General features: G+C 67.1%; 28 protein-coding genes. 11 read left to right on the top strand and 17 right to left on the bottom strand.

The window, feature by feature from the left end; genetic code table 11:
* Window positions 1–330: 330 nt before the first annotated feature.
* The 3 genes from EV647_RS33900 to EV647_RS33890 all read right to left on the bottom strand — a co-directional run bounded on the left by EV647_RS33900 (window position 331) and on the right by EV647_RS33890 (window position 2960).
* Entirely contained in the window at window positions 331–1104 is a 774-nt protein-coding gene (locus EV647_RS33900) for a class I SAM-dependent methyltransferase (protein WP_238177527.1), read from the bottom strand.
* Window positions 1105–1295: 191 nt separating this feature from the next.
* Window positions 1296–1700 (bottom strand): hypothetical protein, encoded by a 405-nt coding sequence (locus tag EV647_RS33895; RefSeq protein ID WP_134010246.1) that lies wholly within the window; start codon window positions 1698–1700, stop codon window positions 1296–1298.
* Between the two features lie 471 nt (window positions 1701–2171).
* Complete coding sequence (locus tag EV647_RS33890) at window positions 2172–2960, bottom strand: aminoglycoside phosphotransferase family protein (RefSeq protein ID WP_238177541.1); 789 nt, start codon at window positions 2958–2960, stop codon at window positions 2172–2174.
* A 100-nt stretch (window positions 2961–3060) separates the two neighbouring features.
* Here EV647_RS33890 and EV647_RS33885 point away from each other — a divergent pair, with 100 nt between their 5' ends.
* Together EV647_RS33885 and EV647_RS33880 are read left to right on the top strand one after the other, a co-directional pair.
* The gene (locus tag EV647_RS33885; RefSeq protein ID WP_134010242.1) at window positions 3061–3984 is read left to right on the top strand and encodes a phosphotransferase family protein; all 924 of its coding nucleotides are present in this window, start codon (window positions 3061–3063) and stop codon (window positions 3982–3984) included.
* A 76-nt stretch (window positions 3985–4060) separates the two neighbouring features.
* A complete protein-coding gene (locus tag EV647_RS33880; RefSeq protein ID WP_134010240.1) occupies window positions 4061–4975 on the top strand; it encodes a phosphotransferase family protein in 915 nt (304 codons plus the stop codon).
* Between the two features lie 21 nt (window positions 4976–4996).
* Here the strand turns inward: EV647_RS33880 and EV647_RS33875 are convergent, their stop codons facing one another.
* The 4 genes from EV647_RS33875 to EV647_RS33860 form a co-directional block, all read right to left on the bottom strand.
* On the bottom strand, window positions 4997–5308 hold the full coding sequence (locus tag EV647_RS33875; protein ID WP_134010238.1) for an EthD family reductase: 312 nt from the start codon (window positions 5306–5308) through the stop codon (window positions 4997–4999).
* Window positions 5301–6089, bottom strand: a complete 789-nt coding sequence (locus EV647_RS33870; protein ID WP_134010236.1) for a class I SAM-dependent methyltransferase — start codon at window positions 6087–6089, stop codon at window positions 5301–5303. Before EV647_RS33870 ends, EV647_RS33875 begins: the two co-directional genes overlap by 8 nt.
* Entirely contained in the window at window positions 6082–6744 is a 663-nt protein-coding gene (locus EV647_RS33865) for a GNAT family N-acetyltransferase (protein ID WP_134010234.1), read from the bottom strand. The genes EV647_RS33870 and EV647_RS33865 overlap by 8 nt, the downstream gene beginning before the upstream one ends.
* 171 nt (window positions 6745–6915) lie before the next feature.
* Window positions 6916–7263 carry an HIT domain-containing protein gene (locus EV647_RS33860; protein WP_134010232.1) on the bottom strand — a complete coding sequence of 116 codons (348 nt, stop codon included), beginning with the start codon at window positions 7261–7263 and terminating at the stop codon, window positions 6916–6918.
* Window positions 7264–7323: 60 nt separating this feature from the next.
* Here EV647_RS33860 and EV647_RS33855 point away from each other — a divergent pair, with 60 nt between their 5' ends.
* From EV647_RS33855 to EV647_RS33835, 5 genes are all read left to right on the top strand, one after another.
* Window positions 7324–9093, top strand: a complete 1770-nt coding sequence (locus EV647_RS33855; protein ID WP_166680486.1) for an ABC transporter ATP-binding protein — start codon at window positions 7324–7326, stop codon at window positions 9091–9093.
* Window positions 9090–10847 (top strand): ABC transporter ATP-binding protein, encoded by a 1758-nt coding sequence (locus EV647_RS33850; RefSeq protein ID WP_134010230.1) that lies wholly within the window; start codon window positions 9090–9092, stop codon window positions 10845–10847. Before EV647_RS33855 ends, EV647_RS33850 begins: the two co-directional genes overlap by 4 nt.
* A gap of 33 nt (window positions 10848–10880) precedes the next feature.
* Window positions 10881–12419 carry a serine hydrolase gene (locus EV647_RS33845; RefSeq protein WP_134010228.1) on the top strand — a complete coding sequence of 513 codons (1539 nt, stop codon included), beginning with the start codon at window positions 10881–10883 and terminating at the stop codon, window positions 12417–12419.
* A gap of 97 nt (window positions 12420–12516) precedes the next feature.
* Window positions 12517–12843 (top strand): YciI family protein, encoded by a 327-nt coding sequence (locus EV647_RS33840; RefSeq protein ID WP_134010226.1) that lies wholly within the window; start codon window positions 12517–12519, stop codon window positions 12841–12843.
* Window positions 12840–14066 carry an RNA polymerase sigma factor gene (locus EV647_RS33835; protein ID WP_134010224.1) on the top strand — a complete coding sequence of 409 codons (1227 nt, stop codon included), beginning with the start codon at window positions 12840–12842 and terminating at the stop codon, window positions 14064–14066. Before EV647_RS33840 ends, EV647_RS33835 begins: the two co-directional genes overlap by 4 nt.
* Here the strand turns inward: EV647_RS33835 and EV647_RS33830 are convergent.
* Genes EV647_RS33830 through EV647_RS33820 form a run of 3 tightly spaced genes read right to left on the bottom strand, consistent with a single transcriptional unit; the run spans window position 14051 to window position 15673 of the window.
* The gene (locus tag EV647_RS33830; RefSeq protein ID WP_238177526.1) at window positions 14051–14791 is read right to left on the bottom strand and encodes a DUF3626 domain-containing protein; all 741 of its coding nucleotides are present in this window, start codon (window positions 14789–14791) and stop codon (window positions 14051–14053) included. The two genes, EV647_RS33835 and EV647_RS33830, sit on opposite strands and share 16 nt — an antisense overlap.
* The gene (locus EV647_RS33825) at window positions 14791–15276 is read right to left on the bottom strand and encodes an NUDIX domain-containing protein (RefSeq protein WP_134010220.1); all 486 of its coding nucleotides are present in this window, start codon (window positions 15274–15276) and stop codon (window positions 14791–14793) included. Before EV647_RS33825 ends, EV647_RS33830 begins: the two co-directional genes overlap by 1 nt.
* Window position 15277: 1 nt before the next feature.
* Window positions 15278–15673, bottom strand: coding sequence for a tautomerase family protein (locus tag EV647_RS33820; protein ID WP_133790933.1), 396 nt, complete (start codon window positions 15671–15673; stop codon window positions 15278–15280).
* A 185-nt stretch (window positions 15674–15858) separates the two neighbouring features.
* Between EV647_RS33820 and EV647_RS33815 the strand changes: the two genes are divergently transcribed.
* Window positions 15859–16404 carry an NUDIX domain-containing protein gene (locus tag EV647_RS33815; RefSeq protein ID WP_202876391.1) on the top strand — a complete coding sequence of 182 codons (546 nt, stop codon included), beginning with the start codon at window positions 15859–15861 and terminating at the stop codon, window positions 16402–16404.
* Here the strand turns inward: EV647_RS33815 and EV647_RS33810 are convergent.
* Together EV647_RS33810 and EV647_RS33805 are read right to left on the bottom strand one after the other, a co-directional pair.
* Window positions 16375–17127 carry a cyclopropane-fatty-acyl-phospholipid synthase family protein gene (locus EV647_RS33810; protein ID WP_134010216.1) on the bottom strand — a complete coding sequence of 251 codons (753 nt, stop codon included), beginning with the start codon at window positions 17125–17127 and terminating at the stop codon, window positions 16375–16377. The two genes, EV647_RS33815 and EV647_RS33810, sit on opposite strands and share 30 nt — an antisense overlap.
* 30 nt (window positions 17128–17157) lie before the next feature.
* On the bottom strand, window positions 17158–17997 hold the full coding sequence (locus tag EV647_RS33805) for a phosphotransferase (protein WP_202876390.1): 840 nt from the start codon (window positions 17995–17997) through the stop codon (window positions 17158–17160).
* Window positions 17998–18162: 165 nt separating this feature from the next.
* Here EV647_RS33805 and EV647_RS33800 point away from each other — a divergent pair, with 165 nt between their 5' ends.
* Window positions 18163–19002 carry an aldo/keto reductase gene (locus tag EV647_RS33800; protein WP_238177524.1) on the top strand — a complete coding sequence of 280 codons (840 nt, stop codon included), beginning with the start codon at window positions 18163–18165 and terminating at the stop codon, window positions 19000–19002.
* 46 nt (window positions 19003–19048) lie between these two features.
* On the opposite strand, the gene EV647_RS33795 is transcribed toward EV647_RS33800, so the two are convergent.
* Window positions 19049–19558 (bottom strand): cysteine dioxygenase family protein, encoded by a 510-nt coding sequence (locus EV647_RS33795; RefSeq protein WP_134010212.1) that lies wholly within the window; start codon window positions 19556–19558, stop codon window positions 19049–19051.
* A gap of 75 nt (window positions 19559–19633) precedes the next feature.
* Between EV647_RS33795 and EV647_RS33790 the strand changes: the two genes are divergently transcribed.
* Together EV647_RS33790 and EV647_RS33785 are read left to right on the top strand one after the other, a co-directional pair.
* A complete protein-coding gene (locus tag EV647_RS33790) occupies window positions 19634–20497 on the top strand; it encodes a LysR family transcriptional regulator (protein ID WP_134010210.1) in 864 nt (287 codons plus the stop codon).
* 96 nt (window positions 20498–20593) lie between these two features.
* On the top strand, window positions 20594–21265 hold the full coding sequence (locus tag EV647_RS33785) for an HAD family hydrolase (protein WP_134010208.1): 672 nt from the start codon (window positions 20594–20596) through the stop codon (window positions 21263–21265).
* Here the strand turns inward: EV647_RS33785 and EV647_RS33780 are convergent.
* From EV647_RS33780 to EV647_RS33765, 4 genes are all read right to left on the bottom strand, one after another.
* Complete coding sequence (locus EV647_RS33780) at window positions 21255–21803, bottom strand: isochorismatase family protein (RefSeq protein ID WP_134010205.1); 549 nt, start codon at window positions 21801–21803, stop codon at window positions 21255–21257. The two genes, EV647_RS33785 and EV647_RS33780, sit on opposite strands and share 11 nt — an antisense overlap.
* Window positions 21804–21864: 61 nt before the next feature.
* The gene (locus EV647_RS33775) at window positions 21865–22167 is read right to left on the bottom strand and encodes a DUF1905 domain-containing protein (RefSeq protein WP_134010203.1); all 303 of its coding nucleotides are present in this window, start codon (window positions 22165–22167) and stop codon (window positions 21865–21867) included.
* On the bottom strand, window positions 22164–22868 hold the full coding sequence (locus tag EV647_RS33770) for an alpha/beta fold hydrolase (protein ID WP_134010201.1): 705 nt from the start codon (window positions 22866–22868) through the stop codon (window positions 22164–22166). The genes EV647_RS33775 and EV647_RS33770 overlap by 4 nt, the downstream gene beginning before the upstream one ends.
* Window positions 22868–23815 (bottom strand): YafY family protein, encoded by a 948-nt coding sequence (locus EV647_RS33765; RefSeq protein WP_134010199.1) that lies wholly within the window; start codon window positions 23813–23815, stop codon window positions 22868–22870. Before EV647_RS33765 ends, EV647_RS33770 begins: the two co-directional genes overlap by 1 nt.
* Window positions 23816–23832 lie beyond the last annotated feature (17 nt).

The following is a 23832-nucleotide window of genomic DNA, read 5'->3' as shown; positions in this document are numbered from 1 at the left end:
AGTCTACTTGGCCCGTGTCAGGCTGCTCCTGCCAGCCGCCAACAACGCCTCGAACACCTGTTCGCCCGGCCGCAGCAGCCGCGATGAACCATCCCGCAACAGCTGAGCCGAGCCCGACACACACCAGCTCGAAACCCACCTCCAGAACGTCTCTGCAAACTTGGCTGAGAGGCCCGGTCATATCGTCCAGATGCGAGTTCCAGCACCGGATGAAACTGCGCTCCCATAGCGCCGATAACGGACATTATGTCAACTACTAGTCTGCGTGTTGCATCAGATACGACTGCGTGCCACTACCCCGGCGACCTCGAAAAAGTGAGAGCCCGGTGTCTATACCTTGCTCGCGACCACCATGTAGTTCTCGGCCTCGAGATCGAACGTGCTCACGTCCGTCCGGAGTCCGAGCCGGTGCAGGTCGACTTCGAGTTCCTCGTACCGGTAGGGCCAGCAGGACAGCAGTTCTGAGCGGACACGAACCAAACCAGTCGCATCAACTTGCGCGATCGCAATCTCGATGTGGTGCTCCTCCTCCCAATGCGGCGCAATCTCCCAGCGGTAGACCACGACGGCATCGCGACCGTTCCGGCGCACGAGGCGGTCACTGATGTCCAGCCGGGAACCTCTGGCCCTCACGAGTTCCCAAGTGCGGGATGTGAGCACCAGGCGCCCGCCAACGCGCAGAAGCCGTGACATCGACTCCAGAGCAGCACCCCTGCCTGTAGCGCCCGCGGCATGGTGAAGCGAGTTGCCAACGCAGAACACCATGTCGAACGTGCCGTCCTCGAAATGGTCGGGCAACTCTTCCCAGTTCGCCCGCACGGCCCGGACGGATGCCCCGAACTCCTCAGACAACTCTGCCGTCCGACGAACCATCGCTTCGCTGGCGTCAGTTGCGACAACCTGTATGCCACGACCGGCGAGGCCAACCGCCAACTGTCCGGTTCCGCACGAACAGTCGAGGACGTGAGCGTTCGACGGCAGGAGACCGAGGACCTCATCGAACGACGCAGCGAACTCGGCTGGAGGCAACTTTGCATCCGAGATGAGCCATTCGTACACCTCGGCAAGCACGTCATAATCCGTCACAACCACTACCTCCGTCACACGGCAGACTCCCGGCGGGACGTCAGTCCATCAGCGGAGCAAGCCGGGCACCAATGGTTTTCGCAAGGACAACCCGTCCGCGCATGCCCGCGGATAGCGCGAGCTGATCCACTCGGTCATTCGCTGTGTTCGGCGCTTCGGAACTGTCAATACGTCCGAACTTGGTACGCAGCGTGTCCAGTAGTGCCCGTCTACGGCGTCAGATGGGGCCGGAGCTTGAAGATCAGGATGCCGAGGTGCTTGTTCATCCACTCCTGCTTGTGCGGGTAGCGACGTCGGGCATCCTCGGACAGTTGAGGCTCAAGCGCGGTCTCGATCCACAGCCCTGCCGCACTGAACACGTTGATCAGGTCAGAGATGGTGTACGGACGTTTGGTGAGGGTGATCTGGTCGTTCCAGCCGCTGACGTACGAGAACGTGGCCGTGGAGAAATACTCTTCCCCCAATGACGTCCCGTTCTGTTCGGCCCGTTCAACGGCGTACCGGATCGGTTGCGTCCTGGTCAGCAGGATGAATCCGTCGTCGGCCAGCATCGCGCGCGCTGCCTGCAGGGTGCGGACCGGATCCTTCGCGTAGCCGAAAGACTGCAGGAACAAGATCCGTCGAACCTCCGACCGGCGAGCCCAGGCACAGACTCCAGCTCAGACAGATCGCCTCGGATGAACTCCCAGCCAGGCGGTGGGTCGCTGAGGAAGTTGCCACTGACATCGACACCTACGGAGGCGGTCGCACCGTCTCGAACCAGCTCATTAAGTTTGCCGCCGTTACCGCAACCGAGATCGAGCACCGACCGTCCGATGACGTCACCCAGAAGGTCTCGCTGCGCGGGCCACTCGACAAGCCGATCCAGCGAGTCCTCCCTGGTTCTGGCCCGCTCGTAGTCCGGAGCGAGTTCTAGCCATGCCTGGCTCGGATCCCCAGGTCTGTCCGTGTGAGAACTCGTCGCCGCCGGTGAGTCGTCTGACATCGCCACGGGACAGACCTTAGTCGTCCCCAACTCATCGCTCCCCCGTGACGCTCCCCCGGCGTACTGGAGTCTCTTGAGGGGATCGCGGAGTCGTGCGGGTCTACAGCGCTCGGCGTAGAGCGGGAGTGATGGAGTCCAGCAGCCGCAGCTCGCCGGCGAGGAACTCCAGCGAGCCGGCAGCTCCTGCCGCGTCGATCGGCCAGTGCTGCACTTGCTCGACCACCTTCAATTTCGCCTGCTGCAGCGCGGGGATGATCGTCGGCCGGTCGGTGAGTCCATAGGCGTCGACGAACACCCGCAACCGGTGGGGCAGGTCGGGCAGCGGATCGAAGCCGGTCTCGGCGAGCTGACGGTCCGACTCCAGAGGCAGGAACGCCCAGGCGGCGGACGCGAGATCGAGCAGCGCGTCGATCGGCCCGGCCGCATCCCAGTCGATGAAGGCGACCGGCACACCACCTCGATAGACGGTGTTCCACGGACCCAGATCGCCGTGCGACACAATCTCGCCGGGATTGGGCGCGTGCGGATGGAAGCGGTAGCCGGTGTGCTCCGGCTGGAAGCTGCGGGACGCCTCGTGCAGGTCGCGCAGCAGATGCGCGACGGCGGCCAGTGCATCGTCGCTCCGGGCGTACGCCGGCAGCGGGTTGCCGCGCCCCGGCTCCCACTCCGGATCCGCGAGTACGTCGCCTTCGAGGAACGTCAGCACTTCCTGGTCCCCTTCGATGCCGACGACCCGGGGGGCTCCGTGGAAGCCAACGGACTCGAGGTGCTTCAGGTACTCGTGCACAGCCGGGGTCCACGGGCCGACCGGGCGGAGCAGGTCGGAACCGCGGTGCTCGAGACCGCTCGTCGTGCGGCCGCCCGCGAGCTCATCCATCGAGAAGCGCATGGTCACGCGCCCAACCGTAGTACGACGAATCGTGGCGCCGGGAGCATGCAGCTCCGGTAATTCCGGTGCGCCGTTGGGCTGTGCGGCCTAGATTGCGGGCGTGGATCTCTCGCATCTCGGTGTGCCGGTCGGGCCGATGGTTCGCGTTCACGGCGGGTTCGCCAACCGGATGTACCGGCTCGACACCGACCAGGGGTCGTTCGCGGTGAAAGAGCTCAATCTCGTCGACCGTCGTTGGACCTATCACGTCGAGGACGTGTTCAGGTTCGAGCGGGCCGCCTTCGCCGCCGGGATCCCGATGCCGGAGCCGATCTCGGCCGGCGTCACCACGATCGTCCACCGGTGGGTCGACGGACAGAAGTTGCCCGAGGCACCGGTGTCGGAGGCCTACGCGTTCGAGATCGGCGAGATCCTCGCGCGCATCCACGCTCTCGACGTCGAATGGCCCCACGCGTCGATCGAGGAGCCCACGTCACGGGACTGGCCCGAGCTCGCCGAGCGGGCGGTGGCGACCGGACAGCCGTGGGCCGACGAACTGGCCTCCCAGGTCGAGACGTTCCTCGCGATTGCCCACTTCGTGGAGACCTGCGAACGGCCAGGTCCCGTCGTGCTGACCCACAAGGACATCCAGCCGTGGAACCTGCTCGCTCGAAACGGTCGACCGGTGGTGCTCGACTGGGAACTCTCGGGGATGCTCGACCTGTCCAGCGAGCTCGGCTCGACCGCGCTGAGCCTCGCGAAGGGTCCTGGCTTCGACCACATCGAGCCCGCCGTCTTCCGTGCGGTTCTTGACGGGTACGTCGCAGGTGGCGGAACGTTGCCGCCGCCGGGTCCGAGCTGGTTCGTGTTCCTGATCGGCGGCTGGCTGGGACACACGAGATGGAACATTCTCCGATGCCTCGCCGGTACCGAGGCGAGCACCGGCCCTGACCTCGCGCTGTCGCAGGAGTCGGCGGGCAACGGCGTACGCGGCCTCCCCGACATGTTCGCCCGGCTCCCGGATCTCGAGACGCTGCTCGTGTGATCCGCCCGACTCCCCCGCCTGTCGGTGTTCGAAAATGCAGATGCCCAGTGGCGGATCGTTGGGTGAGACTTGGGTGATGGTGACAACGCCTCGCTCGCTCATCGACTCGGTGGTGCGGTCGGTTTGTGGCCGTGAGGTCGAGCGGCTTGTTCCACTGGCCGGTGGCGGGATGAACGAGACGTACCGCGTTGAGCTTGCCGGTGATGACGCGGTGGTCGTGCGGATTGCGCGTCAGGAGGTGCCGTGGTTCGTCGACGAGGCGTACCTCATGACGGAGGCGCGGGCCGTGGGCGTGCCGACGGCCGAGGTGCTCGGTCTTGAGCACCTGGATCACGACGGCCGGCTGCTGTCCTTCTCGGTCCAGCAGTTCCTGCCGGGTCGTTCGCTCGACGAGCTCGTCGGTGAACTGTCTGCCGCTGAGCTCGAGCGGTTGGTTCTGGACGCCGGTGAGATTTTGGCGCGCGTGCACAGCGTTGGCCTGGAGGACCGAGGCGTCCGGCACGTACTGCGATTGCCCGAAGAGCATGAGATCACCCGGGTCGCAGGCATCGTCAGGGAGGCCTTCGGCTCGGCGGAGGCTGCGGTCGTCGAGCGCGGTGCCGAGTTCCTGCGCCGACAGGTGACGACCCGTGCTGCTCCCCCGGTGTCGCTCGTTCATGGCGACTTCTGCCCGAAGAACCTCCTGATCCACGACGGGGCGGTCGTCGGCATCATCGATTGGGAGTTCGCCGGCCGTACGGCGCCGGCGTACGACTTCGCCCAATGGGAGGTGGATGCCGGGGACGTACTGCAGGACCGATTGGACCTGATACGGCGCGGGTACGCGCGGATCGCCGATCCCGAGTCGGCCGAGGCGGGGTGGACACCGCCCTTCGCCATCGACTGGGCACTCGAAAAGCTCGGCTGGAAGAATCCTGCCTCACCGGCACAGGCCCGACGCTGCTTGGACGTGATTGCCCGCTACACCACCCCTTGGACGCAAGGCGGGTAGCGGGCCAGTCATGGGTGCGGGTCAGCCGGTGCCGTCCTGCACCGGATAGTGGATGACGACCGCACCGCCGGTGGCGTAGTTGGCGACATCGGCGGCCACCCGCTGGCCCTGCGGCGACGACCGCGCCGCGGCCATGGCGGCGGCGTCAGCGAAGTCGCCTTCGAAGATCGCGAAATACGGCGTTTCTCCGTTGGTCGCCGCCACGTCGAAGCTGTAGCGCCACGCAAGCAGGCCGGGCATCTTCATGACCAGTGGAAGGTGGGTGGTCACGTAGTACTCGCGGAAGTGATCAGGGTCGGCGGGCTCGGAATACAGGACGACCAACTTATGCATGACGACCTCCGCCACTCGCGGTCAGTAGGTAGGTGGCCGGGATGCTCATGGCCTGCTCCCCCAGGCCTGGGTACATCTCCTGAACCGGAAACTCCTGCAGAGAACGAACGGTCAGACCAGCGGTCAGAACTGCGGTGACGATGCTGCTGATGCTCCAGACGAAACTTCGGTGCGGAACATCTGGCGTACCCAGCGTCCGGGTGATTTCCGGGGCTTTCAGCGGATCTGCGTAGCCGTCACGGTCGGCGCCGAAATAGTCGCCGTTGACGGACAATGCGTTGGCTCCGCGTACCGTCAGGATCTCCCACAACGGATGGTGTTCGCTGATCACCAGGACACCGCCGGGATTGAGTCGACCGGCGACCGATCGCGTCCATTCGGTGAGCGTGGGAACCCAGCACAGGCCGCCCCACGAAATGTAGATGACGTCGAATCCGGTGATCTCCGAATCCACCGTCATCATGTCCTGCAGGACGAACGTGACCTCCAGCCCGAGCGCCTCGGCCTTCGCTCGGCCGGTGGCCAGGTGTGACGGTGCGATATCCACGGCGGTGACGTCTGCGCCGAGCTGTGCGAACGTCAACGCCTCGTCGCCAACTGAACATGCCAGCTGCAGTACCCGGCGACCGCGCACATCGCCGACAGCGGCCAGTTCGTCGTCCGTCAGCGCACTGCCACCGCCCAAGAAGAACTCGACCGGCTCACCGTGACGATGTGGTGCCAGCCGTTCCCAGTACTCGCTGTTCTGCCTGACAACCTCGGAAACTGGCGGCTCAGACACAACGGTGACCGTCTGACAAAGGCAAGAATGTTCGGCAGGCTTCGAGGTTGTGGAGTTGGATGTCGGTTCTGCGGTGCGGTTCCCAGTCTTGTCTGGTCAGGCGCCAGCGGTTGATGAGGGCTGGTTCGCCTTGCCTGGTGTCCCAGTCCGAACCGTTGGGCTCGTAGCCGAGAGCCTTCGAGATCGCGTTCGAGCTGTGGTTGTCCACGAAGGCGTCGCTGCTCGCTTCCTTCGCTCCGAGTCCGTCGAATCCGAGGTGCAGGATTGCTGACCGCATCTCGCGTCCGAGCCCGCGGCCGCGGTGATCGGCAGACAGCCAGGAGAACGTCGTGAAGGTCCCGAAGGTAGAAAACTTCACCCCGCACAGGTCCTGCATGCCGACGGGCCGGCCGTCGACGACAACCACGAAGTACAGCCGCCAGGCGTCGGGCTCGACCCTCCCCCGGCCTCGCCAGATCGAACGCAGCCACTGGGCCACCCGTTGGTCGGGATCGGGCTCGTAGAGCGACATCGGGTCGTCGTACGGCAGCGGGTCGGCGTGCGTCTTGCCAGCGCGTACGTCGTCCGCGAGTTGGTCCAGCAGCTCGTCCGTGGCGCCGCGTAGCTCCAGCGTCGGCGTGCTCACCCGTACGTCGAGGGGAGGGTAAGACTTCATGGCGCAGTGACTCGGTTCATCAACACGATCCGATCCAAGCGCATCCCAGAGCCATCACGCACGTGCTTTTGCGGTGTATAGGCTGCCGCAAAGGCCTCCGATGATCCCGGGGACAAGTGGTACCGGATTCCGTTGTTTCTGCACATCGTTGCTTCCCGCCCCTGAATGGGATCAGCGGTGGGGGCCGCTGTGTACGTGGACGTGCAGGTGCTTGGAATCTTGGTATTCCCCTAGATTGGTCAGGACCGCGGCTGCGCCGGTGGTTCGCTCGGTGTCGGCGGCGATCGATTGCACGACCTCGAGCAAGCGCCGTACGACGTGCTCGTCAGCCGCACTCACGGTGGTCAACGACGCAATGTGCCGTTTCGGCACGATGACGATGTGGTTCGTCCAGAACGGCCGCGTGTGATGGAACGCCAGCACCAACTCGTCCTCGTGCACCACGTCGAGGCTGCCCGGGTCAGGAATCGCGACATCGCAGTAGAAGTCGTCGCCACGGTACTGCTGGACTGATCGCACCACCCGAGGATAGCCACTCCCCCTTGTGAAGGCGATCACAAACCACGGTATGGTGATGCGATGACGCGCGACGGTGCACGGCGGCGTACGGCGCGCATCCGCGAGTGGCTGGACCGGACGAGCGAGACGGGGAACCCGGCAACCGCCAACGATCTGGCCGGGCCGTTCCGCTTCCTCTTCTGGCTCGCGCGGTCGCAGTCCCGACGGATCGCGTGGGGCGGAGTGCTCGGCAGTCTCTGGATGGTTGGCCTCGCGGTGCCTCCCTGGGTGCTGTCCCGTGCAGTTGACGAAGGACTCGTGGCCGGCGATACCCGCGCCCTCATCAGGTGGGCATTGGTCCTGCTGGTCGTCACCGTCCTGAATGCGTTGCTGGGTATCGCTCGGCACCGGACGATGACCAAGGTCCGCATGGACGCATCGTTCCGCGCAGTCCGCGCCGCAGTCGGACACACCTCCCGCCTGGGGGCCTCGTTGCCGGGGCGGGTCAGCACCGGAGAGGTCGTCACAGTCGGCATTGCCGATGTGTACACAGTCGCGATGGCGCTGACCGTCGCCGGTCCTGGCGTCGGCGCGGTCGTCGCGTACGCCGTGGTTGCCGTCGTACTGTTCACCACTTCCCCACTGCTGGCCGCAGTCGTGCTCGCCGGCGTTCCGCTGCTTGCGGTCGCAGTAGGACCGTTCTTGCAGCGCATCGAACGGACCGGTGGCGAGTACCGCGTGCACCAGGGACGGTTGACGACCCGCCTGGTCGATGTGTTGGCCGGCCTTCGCGTGCTCAACGGCCTTGGCGGGAAGGCTTTCGTCGCGGAGCGGTACGAGCAACAGTCCCAGGGGCTGGTGGGACACGGCTACCGCGTCGCCGGGCCTGCGAGCTGGGTCGGCGCGTTGTCGACCGGTTTGCCGGCGCTGTTCCTCGCCGCGGTCGTGTGGTTGTCGGCGCGGATGGCCGCCACCGGATCCATCACGATCGGTGAGGTTGTCGCCGTCTACGGGTACGTCGCCGTACTCGTCGTTCCCGTGTCCGCGTTCATCGAGGGTGGTGGCGACATCGCCCGCGCCCGGGTGGCCGGGCAACGCATCATCGACCTGCTCAACCTTCCCGCCATCCGCGACAACCAGCCAAAGGGCGAGGTCCTCCCAACCGGCTGCGGCCCGTTGGCCGACCCTGCCTCGGGAGTGATCGTTCGTCCCGGCTCGTTGACGGCCTTGGTCGCTGCCCGGCCGGCGGAGACGAGGTCGGTGATCGAGCGGCTGGGCCGGCTGAGCACCGACGACGCGAGGGCGACGTGGGCGGGTGTGCCGATCGACGACGTCGCCCGTGCAGAGCTCCGGCGCCGGTTGGTTGTCGCCGACAACGATGCCGAGATCTTCGCAGGCACGGTTCGCGAGGTGATCGCGGGCCGTCTCGAGCCGGACGACAGCCGGATCCGCGCGGCTCTTCGAGTTGCAGTGGCCGAGGACGTCGTCGAAGCGCTGCCCGGCGGCCTCGACGCGACGATCGCCGCCGGCGGGAGTGATCTGTCCGGCGGGCAACGGCAGCGGATCCGGCTCGCCCGGGCTGTCTATGCCGCACCTGACGTCCTGCTCGCCGTCGAACCGACGTCCGCGGTCGACGCGAACACCGAGGCGGCCATGATCGACCGGATCCGCGAGGCGCGGCGGGACACGACAACGGTGATCACGACGTCGTCGCCGCTCGTGCTGGACCGCGCCGACGAGGTCGTCGTACTGGTCGACGGCAAGACGTCATCGGTCGGGACACACGCGGAACTTCTGCGCACTGATTCGTACTATCGCGAGCTCGTCTCCCGCGGGCAGGACGACCGATGAGCAGTCAGTTGCCGGTCGCGGGGCCGGCCGAAGTCCGGGCCGCGGCGCGACGTGACCTCCGCGCGGAACGGCGTACCGTGGTCGGCCTCGTCGTGGTCAACGGGCTCGCCTCCGCGGCAGGTTTGATCGGTCCGTGGTTGCTCGGCCGCATCATCGACACGATCCAGTCGGGTTCCGGGGACGTGCTCACCACGGTCGACCGTCTTGCCTTCGGCGCTCTGGTGTTCACGGTCGTGCGGACGGTGCTGGCGTGGTGGGCGCTCAAGATCGGTTACCGGTTCGGCGAACGTACGGCGGCGCGGGTTCGGGAACGGTTCTTGCGGCGGACACTGGCGTTGCCTCCACGCGTGGCGGACCATCTTCCGGCCGGCGATCTGATCTCTCGTGGCAGCACTGATGCCTCGGTGGTGGCATTCAGTTTGCGGTCTGCCGTGCCTGAGGTTCTTGTGGCGCTCGTCCACGCTCTGTTCCTCATCGTGGCGGTGCTCGTCCTGGACCTGCGGCTCGGGCTGTGCGGACTGGTGTCCCTGCTCGGCGTCGGAGCGGCAGTGCGCTGGTACGTACGACGCGCGCGGCCCGCTTACCTGGCGGTTGCGGCGACTGGTGCGGATATGGCCGATGTCGTCGCAAGCACCGCCAAAGGCGCCCGTACGGTCGAACTTCTCGGATTGGAACGCCGCCGGGCGGAGGCCACGGAGGCCGCCGTCACCCGAGCCCGCTCCGCGCGTCTGAGCGCACTGTGGCTGCGGACGGTCCTGTTTCCGTGGGCTGAGGTGTCGCTGGCGCTCCCCGTAGTCGGTGTCCTGCTGATCGGCGGCGCGCTGTACGCGAATGATCTGGTCAGTCTCGGAGTCGTGGTGACGGCCACGGTGTACCTTCGCCAGCTCGTCGGCCCGCTCGACACGCTGATGCTCTGGATCGAGCAACTACAAGGTGCCGGTGCCTCGTACGCACGGGTCGAGGGCCTGGCGGATGTCCGTACGACGGAGTCCGAGCCGCCCGCGGTCCAAAACGCTGACGGCGACCGGATCCGGGTGGACAACGCCCACTACAGCTACACGGGCGCTCGCGACGTACTTCAGGGAATCGACCTCGTGGTGCAGCCCGGGGAGCGACTGGCCATCGTCGGCACGTCCGGAGCTGGAAAATCGACCCTCGCGCGTCTGCTCGCCGGTCTCGACCGCCCGCACACCGGGTCGGTGACGATTGGCGGTACGCCGGTTGCGGATCTGCCACCCGATCAGCTTCGTGAACACGTCGTACTGATCACCCAAGATCATCACGTCTTCCACGACACCGTGCGCGACAACCTGCTGATCGCCAAACCGGACGCGACGGACGACGAGCTGCGCGCGGCGCTCGCCGCGGTCGGAGTCACGTGGTGGGAGGACCTGCCCCACGGGCTGGACACCGAGGTAGGCGACGACACCGAACTGGACGACGCCGGCGCCCAGCAACTGTCGCTGGCACGGGTCGTCCTCGCCGATCCGCACACCCTGATCCTGGACGAAGCGACCGCCCTCCTCGACCCGAAGACGGCACGGCGAACCGAGCAATCGCTGGCCGGCGTCCTCCACGGCCGCACCGTGATCGCGATCGCCCACCGCCTGCAGACAGCCCACGACGCCGACAGAATCGCGGTCATGGAAGCCGGCGAACTCGTCGAACTCGGCACCCACGACGAACTCGTCACCGCAGGCCACGTCTACGGCCGCCTCTGGCAAACCTGGCACGGAGAAACCCAGAACCCATAGTCCTGTGGGCCTGGTGGGCTGTAGAAACGTGACGTGCTGAACAAGCGTGTGCTGCAGCGGCGTGTGGCCGGGTTGTTGGAGCAGCATCGGGTTCCGGGGATCGCGGTGGGGATCTGTGACCGGAATTCGATGCTGTGGTCGGCCGGGTTCGGGCGTACGCGGGCCGGTGGTGGTGAGCCGGTTACTCCGGAGACGATGTTCGGCGTCCAGTCGTGCTCGAAGATGTACACCGCGACGGCGGTCCTCCTCGCAGTTCAAGACGGTCTGGTCGGCCTTGACGTTCCGATCGTCGAGTATCTGCCGGAGATTCGTCTCAACAGTTCCTTCGAAGCTCGCCCTGAGCGCCTGATCACGCTACGGCATCTCCTCGATCACACCGCCGGATTCACGCATGAGGCGCCGGTCGGTTCGAACTATCTGGTCGGCCGTGAGTCGTTCGAGGCGCATTGCCGCAGCATCTGTGACACGTGGTTGCGGTTTCCCGTCGGTCACCACTTCCAGTATTCGAATCTCGGGATCGATCTGGCCGGATACATCCTGCAGCGGCGCAGCGGACTGCCGTTCGACCGCTTCGTACGCCGGACAGTGTTCGAGCCACTGGGATTGACGCGTACGACGTTCAACGCGGCGGAGATCCAGCGAGAACAGGACCGGGCGATCGGGCATGCCACGGGCTACACGCGGATTCCGGTCCGGGTCCCGATGGTTGCCGCGGGCGGGCTGTACACGAGTGTCAACGACGCGTGCCGTTTCCTGCAGTTCCAGTTGGCCGGCAGTGCGGTCCTTGCCGAGATGCACGAATCGGCTGGCCGCGAGCGGGCGTACGGGCTCGGTCTCGCTATCACTCGCGCGAACGGGATCCCTGTGCGCGGGCACGGTGGTGGCGGATTCGGGTTCCTGTCGGACATGTACTGGGCGCCGGAGGCGGGGATCGGCGTCGTCGTACTGACCAACTCGACTGCGCACCCGTTCCAATGGGAACTCGCTGCCGAAATCTTCGGCGAGGTTGTCCCGCACAGGCCTCCGCAAGAGCTTGCCGCTCCCCCGGAGGTGTCGAACGGATCGTTGGCAGGTCTGGCGGGAAACTACAGCGGGAGCGGTACCGATCAGGTGACGTTCGCGGTGGAAGGAGACCGGGGCGTCCTGATCCAGGCCGATACCCGGCATCCGGTTCGATTCGTCGGTCCGCTCGAGTTCATGATCGGGCATGACAAGCGGTTCCGGTTCCGCGATCTCGACGACGCGGGACGCCCGGCGTACCTCGAGTCGGTCGACGACGGGCACGTTCGCTATCGCAACGACGTACCGGAAGCGGCACCGACCAAGCCGGACCGGCCGACCAAGCCGGACGGGCCGTGGAACCGGGACTACGCGGTCCGGGCGAACGGCGTCCGCCAAGGGACCGCCCGGCTGCGTAAGGAGCACGGCGTACACCTCTTCGACCATTGGCACGGTGGAACCGTCCGCGTGCGCCGGCACCGTCCCGATCTGTACATTTCCGCAACGGGCGAAGCTCTCGACCTGACCCGCACGCCCCCGACGTACGCAAACGTCCGCCTCCACCAGCTGTGACAGGCTGAGGAAATCTTGGCGGGGTGTGTAGGAATGGCGGGGTTGGGTTCGTTGGGTGGGTGTAGGCGGGGTTCGGCAGAGTGGACTGGAGAGTGTGATGCAGTATCTGATTTCTGTGATTGACAATCGGACCGGGTCGTCGACTCCGGAGGAGGACGCGGCGATCGACGCGTTCAACGAGCAGCTGGTGGCGGGCGGGCACTGGGTGTTCGCGGGTGGGCTCAGTGCCCCCAGCGACGCGACGGTGATCGACGCCCGGGGTGACGGCGAGCCGATCTTCACCGACGGTCCGTACCTGGAGTCGAAGGAGCACGTGGCCGGCTTCTGGGTGTTCGAGGCACCGGACCTCGACGTGGCGCTGAAACTCGCCGCCGCGGCGTCGAAGGCGTGCAACCGCCGGCTCGAGGTGCGGCCGTTCCTGTGAGCGACGTCCAGGAAGCGATCACCCGGGTCCACCACGAGGAATGGGCGCGGGTGGTCGCCTCGCTGACCAGGCGGTTCGGTGACCTCGACATCGCCGAGGAGGGGGCCGCCGAGGCGTTCGCGACGGCGGTCGAGCGCTGGCCCGCGGACGGCGTACCACCCAACCCCGGCGCCTGGCTGACCACCGCCGCCAACCGCAAGGCGATCGACCGGATCCGGCGCGAGAGCAAACGTGACGACAAGCAGAAGGAGGCTCAGATGTCGTACGACGAACCGCCCGAGCCTCTCGGCGTGATCGACGACGAGCGGCTCCGGCTGATCTTCACCTGTTGCCACCCTGCGCTGGCGATGGAGACCCGGGTCGCGCTGACGCTGCGGATGGTCGGCGGCCTGACCGTGCCGGAGATCGCCCGTGGGTTCCTGGTCCAGGAGACCGCGATGGGTCAGCGGATCACCCGCGCGAAGGCGAAGATCAAAGCCGCCAAGATCCCGTACCGGGTCCCGTCCGCGGAAGACCTTCCGGGACGCGTGTCCGGCGTACTCTCGGTGCTGTTTCTCGTCTTCAACGAGGGCTACCTGGCGACCGGCCCCGACACGGATCCCATCCGTCACGAGCTGACCGCCGAGGCGATTCGGCTCACCCGCTTGATCCGGGCGCTGCTGCCCGAGGACGGCGAGGTCGCCGGTCTGCTCGCACTGATGCTCCTCACCGAGGCCCGCCGTACCGCACGAGTGTCGGCGAGCGGCGAACTGATCTCATTGCGCGACCAGGACCGTGGCGCCTGGGACCGGGCATTGGTTGCCGAGGGCCATCGTCTCGTCCGCGAGCGTCTCGCGACGCGGCTGCCTCCGGGCCGCTACCAGATCCTCGCTGCGATCAACGCCGTACACACGTCGGCGCGCGACGCGGCGGACACCGACTGGTCGCAGGTCGTGGCGCTGTACGACCAGCTCGTCCGGGTCGATCGCTCACCGATCGTGGCGCTCAACCGCGCGATCGCGGTCGCCGAGGTCGACGGTCCGGAGGTTGCGCTGGCGACGATCGATCGGCTGGGCGACAAGCTGTCCGGGTACCACGCGTATCACGCCGCGCGCGCTGACCTGCTGCGACGGGTGGGCCGCAGCCAGGAGTCGCGGGCCGCGTACGACGCAGCGATCGAGCTGGCCGAGAACACTGCTGAGGTGGCGTACCTGAGCCGCCGACGCGATCAGTTGGCCGGCTGACGACCGTAGCGCGCGAGGTAGTGCCAGACGTACTTGATGGACTGCGCCGGATGCGCGCCGGCCGCTTTACCGAGCAGGTCGGGGGTGAGTTCGGGGCCGAGCTTGCGGGCGAGGTCGACGATCTCGGGGCCGCGGTACGCCGGGTCGAAGGTAGCCGGCGCCGCGCGAAAGCCCGGGTGGTACTCGATCGCGCAACCGAGCTCGCGGGCGGCGTCCTCGACGGGTGTGCCGATGAACGACGGATCCAGGACCACCGCTTCGACGTCGGTTCTGATGCGGACCGGTCCGTGGACCTGTGCTTCGACGTAATCGTCCAGGTCGTCGAAGCGCGCCGCGTCGGCCAGCTGACACAGCTGGGGCAGGACGCTGCGGTCGCCGAAATCAGCCGGATCGCGCGCGGAGTCCGGGAAGCAGAACGTCGCCCGCTCGATCGTGCCGGGCTTCAGACGGAGGTACGACGACCCGAAGCGGATCGCTCCGCCGTACACGTCACGCCGCCGGTTCCACACCCCGTAGACAGGGCGATCCAGCTCCGGTCGGTCGTCGTACCGCCCGGAGAACAACCGGCTCTCCCACCCCCACCGGTCTCCCCCGCGGAACGCCGTCAGTCCGCCGTTGGAGATGCCCGTTGCGAACTGCGAGCGGTAAACCCCGTCCGCGGCCAGCGACTCGATCACCGTCCGCGCACCGTGCGGCCAGTTGGGATGGAACTGCACGGTGATCATCACAACGGGCCTGTCTCACGGCCGTCGGCGTCGACGGTGATGAACCGAAGCTGCTCGTCGTGACGTCCGCCGGCCAGCCAATGCGCGAAGGCGATACGCGCGGTCGGCGGCATGTCGAGCGTCGTCGGGTCCATCGTCAGATCGAACCACCGCAGATCGCCCTCGGTGCATGCCGTCGGCAACGGCGCCGTAGGGCGGAGGTTTGCGGTGAAGTAGTACGTCGTACGCACCTCGTCGCCGGTGTCGCGTACGGCGACATATCGCAGCGCGAGGTCGGTCAGTTGATCGGCCGTGACCCCGATCTCCTCTTCGAGTTCCCGGAGGGCGGCCGCTGTCGGGTCGGTCAGCTCGTGCGGCTCGAGGTGACCGCCGATCCCGACCCAGGAGTCCGCGATCGCGCGGGATCCGCGACGGTAGAGGAGCAGGACGCGCCCCTCGCGCACGAGGAAGACCGACGTCAGGTGCCGGGCCGAGCGGAGTGGCACGTCAGACGTTGACGTTGAAGCCGAGGTCCAGGTCGGAGGCGGCCTGGCCGCCGCGGATGCCCCAGTTCGAGGTGGGGTGGTCCCGGACGAGGATCGTCACGTGGTCCGCGGGGATGCCGAACGGCTTCAGGTTGCCGACGATCTCGGTGTAGAGCTTGCGCTTGGCGTCGATCGAGCGGCCGGCGAAACAGTCGACGGTGACGAGCGTGAAGAACTCGGGCTCGGTCAGCCGGGGCGAGCACGCGAACCGGTGCGGCGCGTGGACGACCAGGCGCACGTCCTTGTCCTGGGGCGGGATCTGGAACGCCGTCACGAGCGCACCATGCACCGCCTCGATCAGACCTGCCTCATCGGCCTCGGAGTACTCACGACGAACCTCGATCTGCGCACTGGGCATCAACAAATCCTTCCACGATCGACAACAACACCCCCGACCCCACCACGAAGCGGGCACTCCGGCGACCGAATATCCGACTCTTGCGACGCGGTGGTGGCCGCGGACCGGCACTGGGAACAGGCGCTGGGGACAGGAGACAGGCAATACCAGGTGCCGACCCACCATTACCTGTCCCAGGATCCCGGATGGGCGGCGATGCGGTTGGCGGCGGCGCGGGTTTGTCGGTGAGGGCGGGGAGACTCGGTGGTATGAGTGCGAGGATTCCGCGTGGGGCGGCGGTTGTGGTTGAGGCGGGCAGAGTTCTGGTTGTGAAGCGGTATCTGCGGCAGGGGGCGTCGGCCGAGTGTGTGATGTGCGAGTACGGCGACGTGCCGGGGCCTCGGTGCGCGGGGCATCGGTACGCCGTTCTGCCCGGCGGGCATGTGGAGGTGGGTGAGTCGGCGGCGGGTGCTGCGCTTCGGGAGCTCGAGGAGGAGACGACACTCACCGGCACCGTGGAACGGTTGCTGTGGACCGGCACGCACAACGGGCGGCCGGCGTACTACTTCCTGGTCAGCGACGTGAACGGCGTACCAGAACTGTCAGGTGATGAAGCGGTCGAGCATTCTGCGACGAATCATTTCGAACTGCGATGGGCCGACGCGGCGGACCTGGAAGAATTCGGGATTTACCCGGCTGAACTACAGCAGCGATTGACGCGTCTACTTCAGGTGGGCGACGACGCGGGTTAGGCCGAGCAGGTTTCCTTGGTCGGCTTCTAATAGGTGTTCGTCGGGTTCGTATCCGCGGCCTACCTGTGCGCACGTCTGCAACCAGAGGAGCCAGTCGGCCCAGCCGTTCGGTACGAAATCGGCGGTCTCGACGGTGACCAGGCCGGTGCGTTCCCAGAGGAGCCGCCACCAGTCGGGCGGCAGCCAGGTGCAGAGGTCCGGACCCCAGCGATCCGCGACGTACGGGGGCGGGGTGAAGTCGGGAGCGGTCCGGATGCCTGGGGCGATGATGCCGAGCATCCCGTTCGGGCGGACGAAGTCGGAGAGGTACGGGAGGTAGTCGACGCCGGTGCCGAAGTAGTTGTACGCGCCGATGCTGACGACCGCGTCGAAGAACCCGTGCGCGAACGGGAGTTTGCGGGCGTCGGACCGGATCGGATGCACCCGGCCCGCCACGCCGGCGTCCTGAACACGCTGCCAGTTCTCGCTGGGGTCGACCCAAAGGTCCGTCGCCCACACCTCGACATTGCATTCGCGGGCCAGGAAGATCGACGTCAGCGCCGTACCGCAGCCGAGGTCGAGGACTCGCATGCCAGGCTGCAGCGGCATCGCCTGCAGCAGACTTTCGGCGCTCCACAGCGGATGCGGGCCCATCAGATTGTCGACGACCCATTGCTGGTCGTAGGTGTTCGATCGTGGATAACGGTCAAGGGTGAGCGCTTCGCGCAGGAGTTCGCTGGACATGGCGTGACGATGGCAGCGTGCTCCGTGAGCTCACAACCCAATTTCGGCGACGGCCTCGGCGATCATTCGATGTCCTTGCTGCTCGAAGGATTCGTCGCCGACCTGGTGCGCCCACACCGCCGTACTGATCGCCTCCCGGAGCCGGGCGCGCTGCCAGGCCGCCGGTTCGCGCGGGTCCGAACCGTAGCCGGTGATGAACGCCGGCTCCAGGCTCGGCTCGGAGCGGAACTGCTGCGCGGCCAGTCGGACGAGGTCGGTGTACGCCGGGCGCAGAGCCGCCCGCCCGAAGTCGATGATGCGAACCGTGCCGTTGTCGATGAGCCAGTTGCGAGGCTGCCAGTCGCCGTGTGTCGGCACGAGCGTCGCGGGCGGTGTCGGCCAGCCCTTGATCGTTGCCCGGAGAAGGTCGGCGAGGTCCGGTGCGATCCGGTGCGGTTTGTCGAGTCCTGCGAGCGTGCGCTCGTTCTCGCGCGACTCATAGCTGTCGTCCGGTACGGCGGATTGCCGGTGAAATGCCGCGAGCAGTTCGCCCGCCTGGTGATAAGTGTTCGAAGCCCATTCGTACGGCGTGCCTTCGACGAGCTGACCGGGCAGGAAACGGGTCACGAGGAGCTTGGCGTCCTCGTCCGCGTTGATCAGCTCGGCCGCTCTGCCCCGCGTGGTCCACGGCTGCAACCAGTTGCGGTGGGCACGGATCTCGCGGGCGAGGTGATGGTCGGTGTGGTCACCGGCCTTCGCGATGTAGCGCTCGGCGTGGTGCTCGAGCTCCAGGACGAGCGTGCCGATGAGGCCCCAGCTGTGGTCGCGCACGATCGCCGCCGACGGTAGCCACATGTCGAGGAGCTGTTGCTGTCGGTCGGTGAGTCCCACGCGCACGAGAGTAGCGCAAGAAATATCCGGGAAAAGGTGGACGAATTACTTGGAAAGATTTATCCTGGCCGAATGCAGAATTCACAGGAGAATGCGTCCCTACTGATTAACCTATCACCGCAAATTGCGGAAAGCAAGTCCGGCGAATTCTGGACGCTCGGAGACGTGGCGGTCCGGCGGATCGGATTCGGCGCGAAGCGGCTCGCGGGTGGCGACGGCGGCGGCGCCGACGTCCAGGACCGGGCGATCGCACTGCTGCGGCGAGTCGTGGAGCTCGGGGTGAATCACGTCGACACCGCGGCGTTCTACCCGAGTCACGGGCAGGCCGGCGAGACACGGTTCGAGAGCCTGGGATGGGCGAACGAGGTGATCCGTCGCGCGCTCGCGCCGTACCCGAAAGAATTCGTGCTCGCGACGAAGATCGGGCCGACCGAACACGGGCTGGCGCGGCCGGAGCAGTTGCGGGAACTCGTGGAGAGCGATCTCCGGGTTCTCGGGGTGGATTCGCTGGACCTCGTTTACCTGCGGCAGATGGGGCTGGAGTCGATTGCGGAGCACTTCGGCGTACTGGCCGAGCTGCAGGAGAAGGGCATGATCCGGCACCTGGGTATCTCGAACGTGCGCGTCTCGCACCTCCACGAGGCACGGAAGATCGCGCCGGTGGTTGCGGTCCAGAACCGGTACAGCGTGGGATTCGGGCGAGTGAACGACGAGATCCTGCAGTTGTGCGGTGAACTGGGGATCGCGTTCATCCCGTTCTTCACGCTCACCGCGGAGTCGCGGGAGGCCGGCGGGGTGCCTGATTCTGGGCCGGTTCAGGAGATTGCGGATCGCCACGGGGCGACGGTTGCGCAGGTGCGGTTGGCGTGGACGCTGAGCCGTGGCGATCACGTGCTCGCGATCCCGGGCACCTCGAGCCCGCAACACCTGGAGGAGAACCTCCGAGCCGCCGACCTCACCCTCTCCCCCGAGGACCTCGCCGTACTCGACTCGCTCGTCGACTGATTCCAGCCTCGGCCGGCGCGGTCGTGAAGGCCGTGCCGGCCCGGCGTCAGTCGTAGTACCGACGGACGCTTGAACCGATCCGGGTCACGTCGGTGCCGTAGATGTGCAGCGAGATCGCGGTCTCGTCGAAGGTGTTGTGGACCCGGTGGATGTCGCCGGGCGGCGCGAACGCGCTCACCTCGCCGACGTGGTTGTCGCTCTCACCGATCAGCCGCAGGTCGGCGTCGAACAACTCTTCGTGCTCGACGCCCTGGAGTACGCCGACCACGCACCACGTCACATGGTCGTGGATCCGCGTCAGCTGCCCGGGCCGCCACACCACGGCGATGATCGAGAACGAACCGTCCGGCTCGACGTGCAGTGTGTGACTCTGGTAGCTGTCGGGCGATCCGAGGCGCTGCTCGGCGGTCAGTACGTCGGGGCTCGGAAAGTTGCTGCGCAGCCCGGCGCCGACGTGTTGAGCGGTCTGGTTCCAGTCGGAGTGCCGGCCGATGGCGTCCCGGACGCTGCTGATCAGGGCGGTGAGTTCGCTGGTTTCGGCTGCTGTAGTGGTCATGTCTTGAGAGTGCGCCGGGTCAACCCATAACGTCTAATGCCAAGTTTTGTCCTCATTGATAGATAGAGTTGATACATGCTCGATGTCACGAGGTTGCGGGTGATCGACGCGGTAGCACGCCACGGCTCGGTGACTGCTGCCGCGCGCGAGCTGCACTACTCCCAGCCGTCCGTGACGCACCACCTCGGGCGCCTGGAAGCCGAGACCGGCGCGCAACTGCTGCAACGGGTCGGCCGCGGGATCCGGTTGACCGAGGCCGGGCGGCTGCTCGCGGCCCGGGCGGCGGAGATCATCGGCCGGATCGACGCCGTGGACGCCGAGCTGGCGGCGCACATCGGCCTGAGCGCGGGCCGGATCCGGCTGGCGGGCTTCTCGTCGGCGATCGGCGCGCTCGTTCCGGCGGCCATGACTGCGCTGGCCGAGAAGCATCCCGGGCTCGAGGTCAGCCTCGTCGACACCCATCCGCCAGAGGCGTTCGAGCTGCTCCGCACGGGGAAGGTCGACGTCGCGATCGTGTTCCGGTACGACGAGACCGAGCCCGAGCCACACGGCGTACGACTGCATCACCTGGTCGACGATCCGCTGTATGTGCTGTCAGACGGACCGGCCACGGTGGCCGACCTGCGCGACGCGACCTGGATCGCCGGATGCGATCGTTGCCGAAGCCACCTGATCGCGCTGTGTGCCGCGGAGGGCTACGAGCCCAGGATCGGTTACACGTCGGACGATATGGTCGTCATGCAAGCGCTGGTGGCGGCCGGACTCGGTGTGACGACGATGCCGGGCCTCGCGCTGCGCACCCACCACGTCGCCGGCATCACCGCCAGCGAGCTGCCGGGCTCACGACGTCACGTGTACGCCGCGACGTACGGCGAACCGCCCGATCCACCGCCCGTCGCCGCACTCGTCAACGCCCTGCAGCAGTCAGCCGCGCACTGACATACGATCGCGCAGTCCGAACGAGAGGATCAGTGCAATGCGGCACACCGGCCCCGACCTCCGCGTGATCCTTCCGTCCTTGGAGACGTGGCGCGGATGCTGAAGAGCGTGCTGTTCGACCTCGACGGCACGCTGGTCGACCAGCAGTCGGCGGCCGCCGCGGCAGTGGTCGGGTGGGCTGCCGAGTACGGCGTGACCGGACCGGAGGTGGCCGCACGGTGGGCCGTCGTGTCGGAGAAGCACTACCGGCGCTACCAGCGCAGGGAGCTGACTTTCGCCGAGCAGCGGCGACGCCGAGTGCGGGAGTTCCTCGAGGTCGAGGCGAGCGATGCCGAGGCGGACAGCATGTTCGAGGGCTATGTACGGCGGTACGAGGACGGCTGGACCGTCTTCGACGACGCGGTGCCGGGACTGCGGGCCGTGCGCGACGCGGGGCTCGGCGTCGTGGTGCTGACGAACGGGAACGGCGATCACCAGCGGTTCAAGCTCGACCGGCTGGGCCTGACGGGCGAGATCGACGAACTGATCACCGGCGACACCTTGCCGATGGGCAAGCCCGATCCGCGGGCGTTCGTCCACGCGCTGGATCGCCTCGAATCCACCGCCGACGACGTCGTGATGGTCGGCGACTCGCTGGAGAACGACATCCGCGGCGCACGAGCAGTCGGGATCCAGGCCGTGCTGGTTGACCGGAACGATGCGCACAGGGGCGCCGACGTACCGCGGGTGCGGGTGCTGACTCAGGTCCTGGACGTCGTCAGAAGGTGAGTTCGTCGGTCTTCTGGACGGCGGCGGTTCGGCCCGGGGCGCGGTGGTACTGCCAGTAGAGGTTGGTGTGGGCGATCACCTTGTCGGGGGTGGGGGCGCCGTACTCGCTCAGGTCCTCGGTGGTGTGGGCGTCGGCGACCAGCGTCACGTCGTACCCGCGGACCATCGCGCCGTGGATCGTCGAGCGGATGCACTCGTCGGTCTGCGCGCCGCTGACGATCAGGTGGCCGATGCCGGCGCGGGCGAGGACGTCCTCGAGGTCGGTGGCCTCGAAGCTGTCGGCGTACGTCTTGTGGACGAGCGGCTCCGAGCCGTCGCGGGACAGCTCGGGCACCAGTTGCCACTGGTCGCTGTCCTTGACGAGTTCCTCGCTGGAGTGCTGGACCCAGACGACCGGGACTCCCCCGGCCCGGGCCTTGCCGACGAGCGTGCTGATGTTGGCGACGACGCGATCGCGCTCGTACGCCTCCCCGACAACACCGTTCTGGACGTCGACCACGAGCACGGCCGTGTGCGGCCGGTCGGACAGCGTGCACATCCCGGCACCTCCCTCTCAAACGTGTACGGCGAACGCTAGACCCGTCCGCCGACAGTTTTCGTCATGCCTTCGTCCAGCTCCGCAATCGCAGCCGGACGGTCGGTACGTCGCCGTCGTCGAGGTCCTCGGCCCGCCGTACGGACGCCTTCACCGGCAGGATGTACCGCCCGTCCTTCGGGAACATCGACGTGTCCCAGACGCTCGCGCCGATCTCCGCGGTCACCGGGATCATCCCCCACCCGTACGTGACGAAGTTCGACTCCGCCTCGAAGTACGCACTCTCCTCGTCCGGGACCGTAATGAAGTACCAGGGCGCCGGCCCCCGCCAATACCAGATCTCCCCCGAGAACTCGACCTCGTTCATCCCGCCCCCAGCCACTCGTCCAGCACTCCCATGAACTCGTCGAGGTGTCCGTACCACACCGAATGCCCCGCACCCGGCACCGACCGGACCCAGAATCCCATCTCCTCCAGCTCCCTGGCCCGCTCCGGCGACACGTAACGGCTCGGGTCGGCCCGCACTACCAGCGACGGCACCGCAGGCCGCTCGACCGCGTGCCCGACGTACGAGCGCTCGAGCGCAACTGCGGTGTCGACGTCGAACCGAACCGCCGCCTCCGCCTCGACTCGACAATCTTCAGCAGACCAATCTGGCCGGGTACCCAGCCGCTCCACAGTGCGTGCGGCGCGTGAGGCCGTGAAGCGCTCGCGAAGCTCCGCAGCCGACATCCGCGGGTCCGTGGACGGGCCAGCGAGGGGTACGTCGACATACACCGCGCGACCGGGCCGCAGCCGAGGCAGCGCGTGGGACAGCACGATTGCCCCGAGCGAGTGACCGATGGCGAGCGCAGGTGGCGTATCGACAACAGAGACGACAGCGTCGACGAAGAGATCCATCGTCGCCGCAGGATCCCGCGGCGCATCGCCGTGACCGGGCAGATCGACCGCGACCGCCCGGTACCCGCGGGCTGCAAGGGCGGGGCCGACCTCGTGGTACTGCGAGGCCGCGCCGAGCATGCCGTGGACGAGGAGTGCCACGCGGTCGCCGGATCCCCAGGCGCGCATCAATCGGGGGTGCTTGCGGTGAGGAGGCGGTGGGCTACGAGTTGGCAGGCGGATTGGAGTTCGGGGCCGCCGATGATTCGGAAGGGGGCGCGGATCTCGGAGAGTTTGCCGGCGTACCAGTCGGGTTCGTCGGTGCTGGCGAGGAGGCGGGTGCGGTTCTCGTCGATGGGCTCCAGGCGGCCCATGCTGCGCGGGATCCAGCAGGCGGCGTCGGCGAGCGGCGCCTCGATCTCGACCTCGATCGGATACCGCCAGCCCATCGCGAGGTGTTCCTCGACGGCGGCCAGCGGGTCGAGATCGGCGGGTGCGACGAACGACCCTGGCTGCGCCTCGACCTTGGTGATCTTGTCGACGCGGAGCACGCGCCGGGCGTCCTTGGCGTGCGACCAGCACAGCAGGTACCAGCGGCCACGGCGTACGACGACCGCCCACGGGTCGACGTCCATCGGCCACTCGTCCTCGTGGCGGCGGTAGTGGATCGTCACGCGCCGCGAGTCCGCGCTGTGCGAGACGAGGGCGGCGGTGATCTCGGGATCAGGGGTCCGGGCCCCGGGATCGGGTCCGCGCGCGGAGACCCGGCGGATCGCGTCGGTCGACCGGGCAACGGCCTCGGGCAGCACCCGGACGATCTTCCCGAGCGCGTCCTCGACCGGATCCGCGGCGCCGCGCGGTCCTTCGAGGACCGCCATCACCAGGCCGAGCGCCTCGGTCGGGCTGAACATCAACGGCGGCAGCCGCAGGCCCCGCCCGACCCGGTAGCCGCCGTAGGGTCCGCGGACCGACTCGATCGGGATGTCGGCCTCGCGCAGGATCGCGACGTACCGGCGGGCCGCACGCTCGGAGACCCCGAGCTTGTCTCCCAACTGCTCCGCGGTGATGCCGGGACTGTTCTGGATCAGCTCCAGGACCATCAGGGTCCGCGCCGTCGGGCTCACGTCGTACGCCATCAGTCACCATTCCGGAA

The sequence above is a fragment of the Kribbella sp. VKM Ac-2566 genome (assembly GCF_004366005.1).
In the GTDB taxonomy this organism is placed as follows: domain Bacteria; phylum Actinomycetota; class Actinomycetes; order Propionibacteriales; family Kribbellaceae; genus Kribbella; species Kribbella pratensis.
This window is presented reverse-complemented; position numbering and strand designations above follow the sequence as displayed.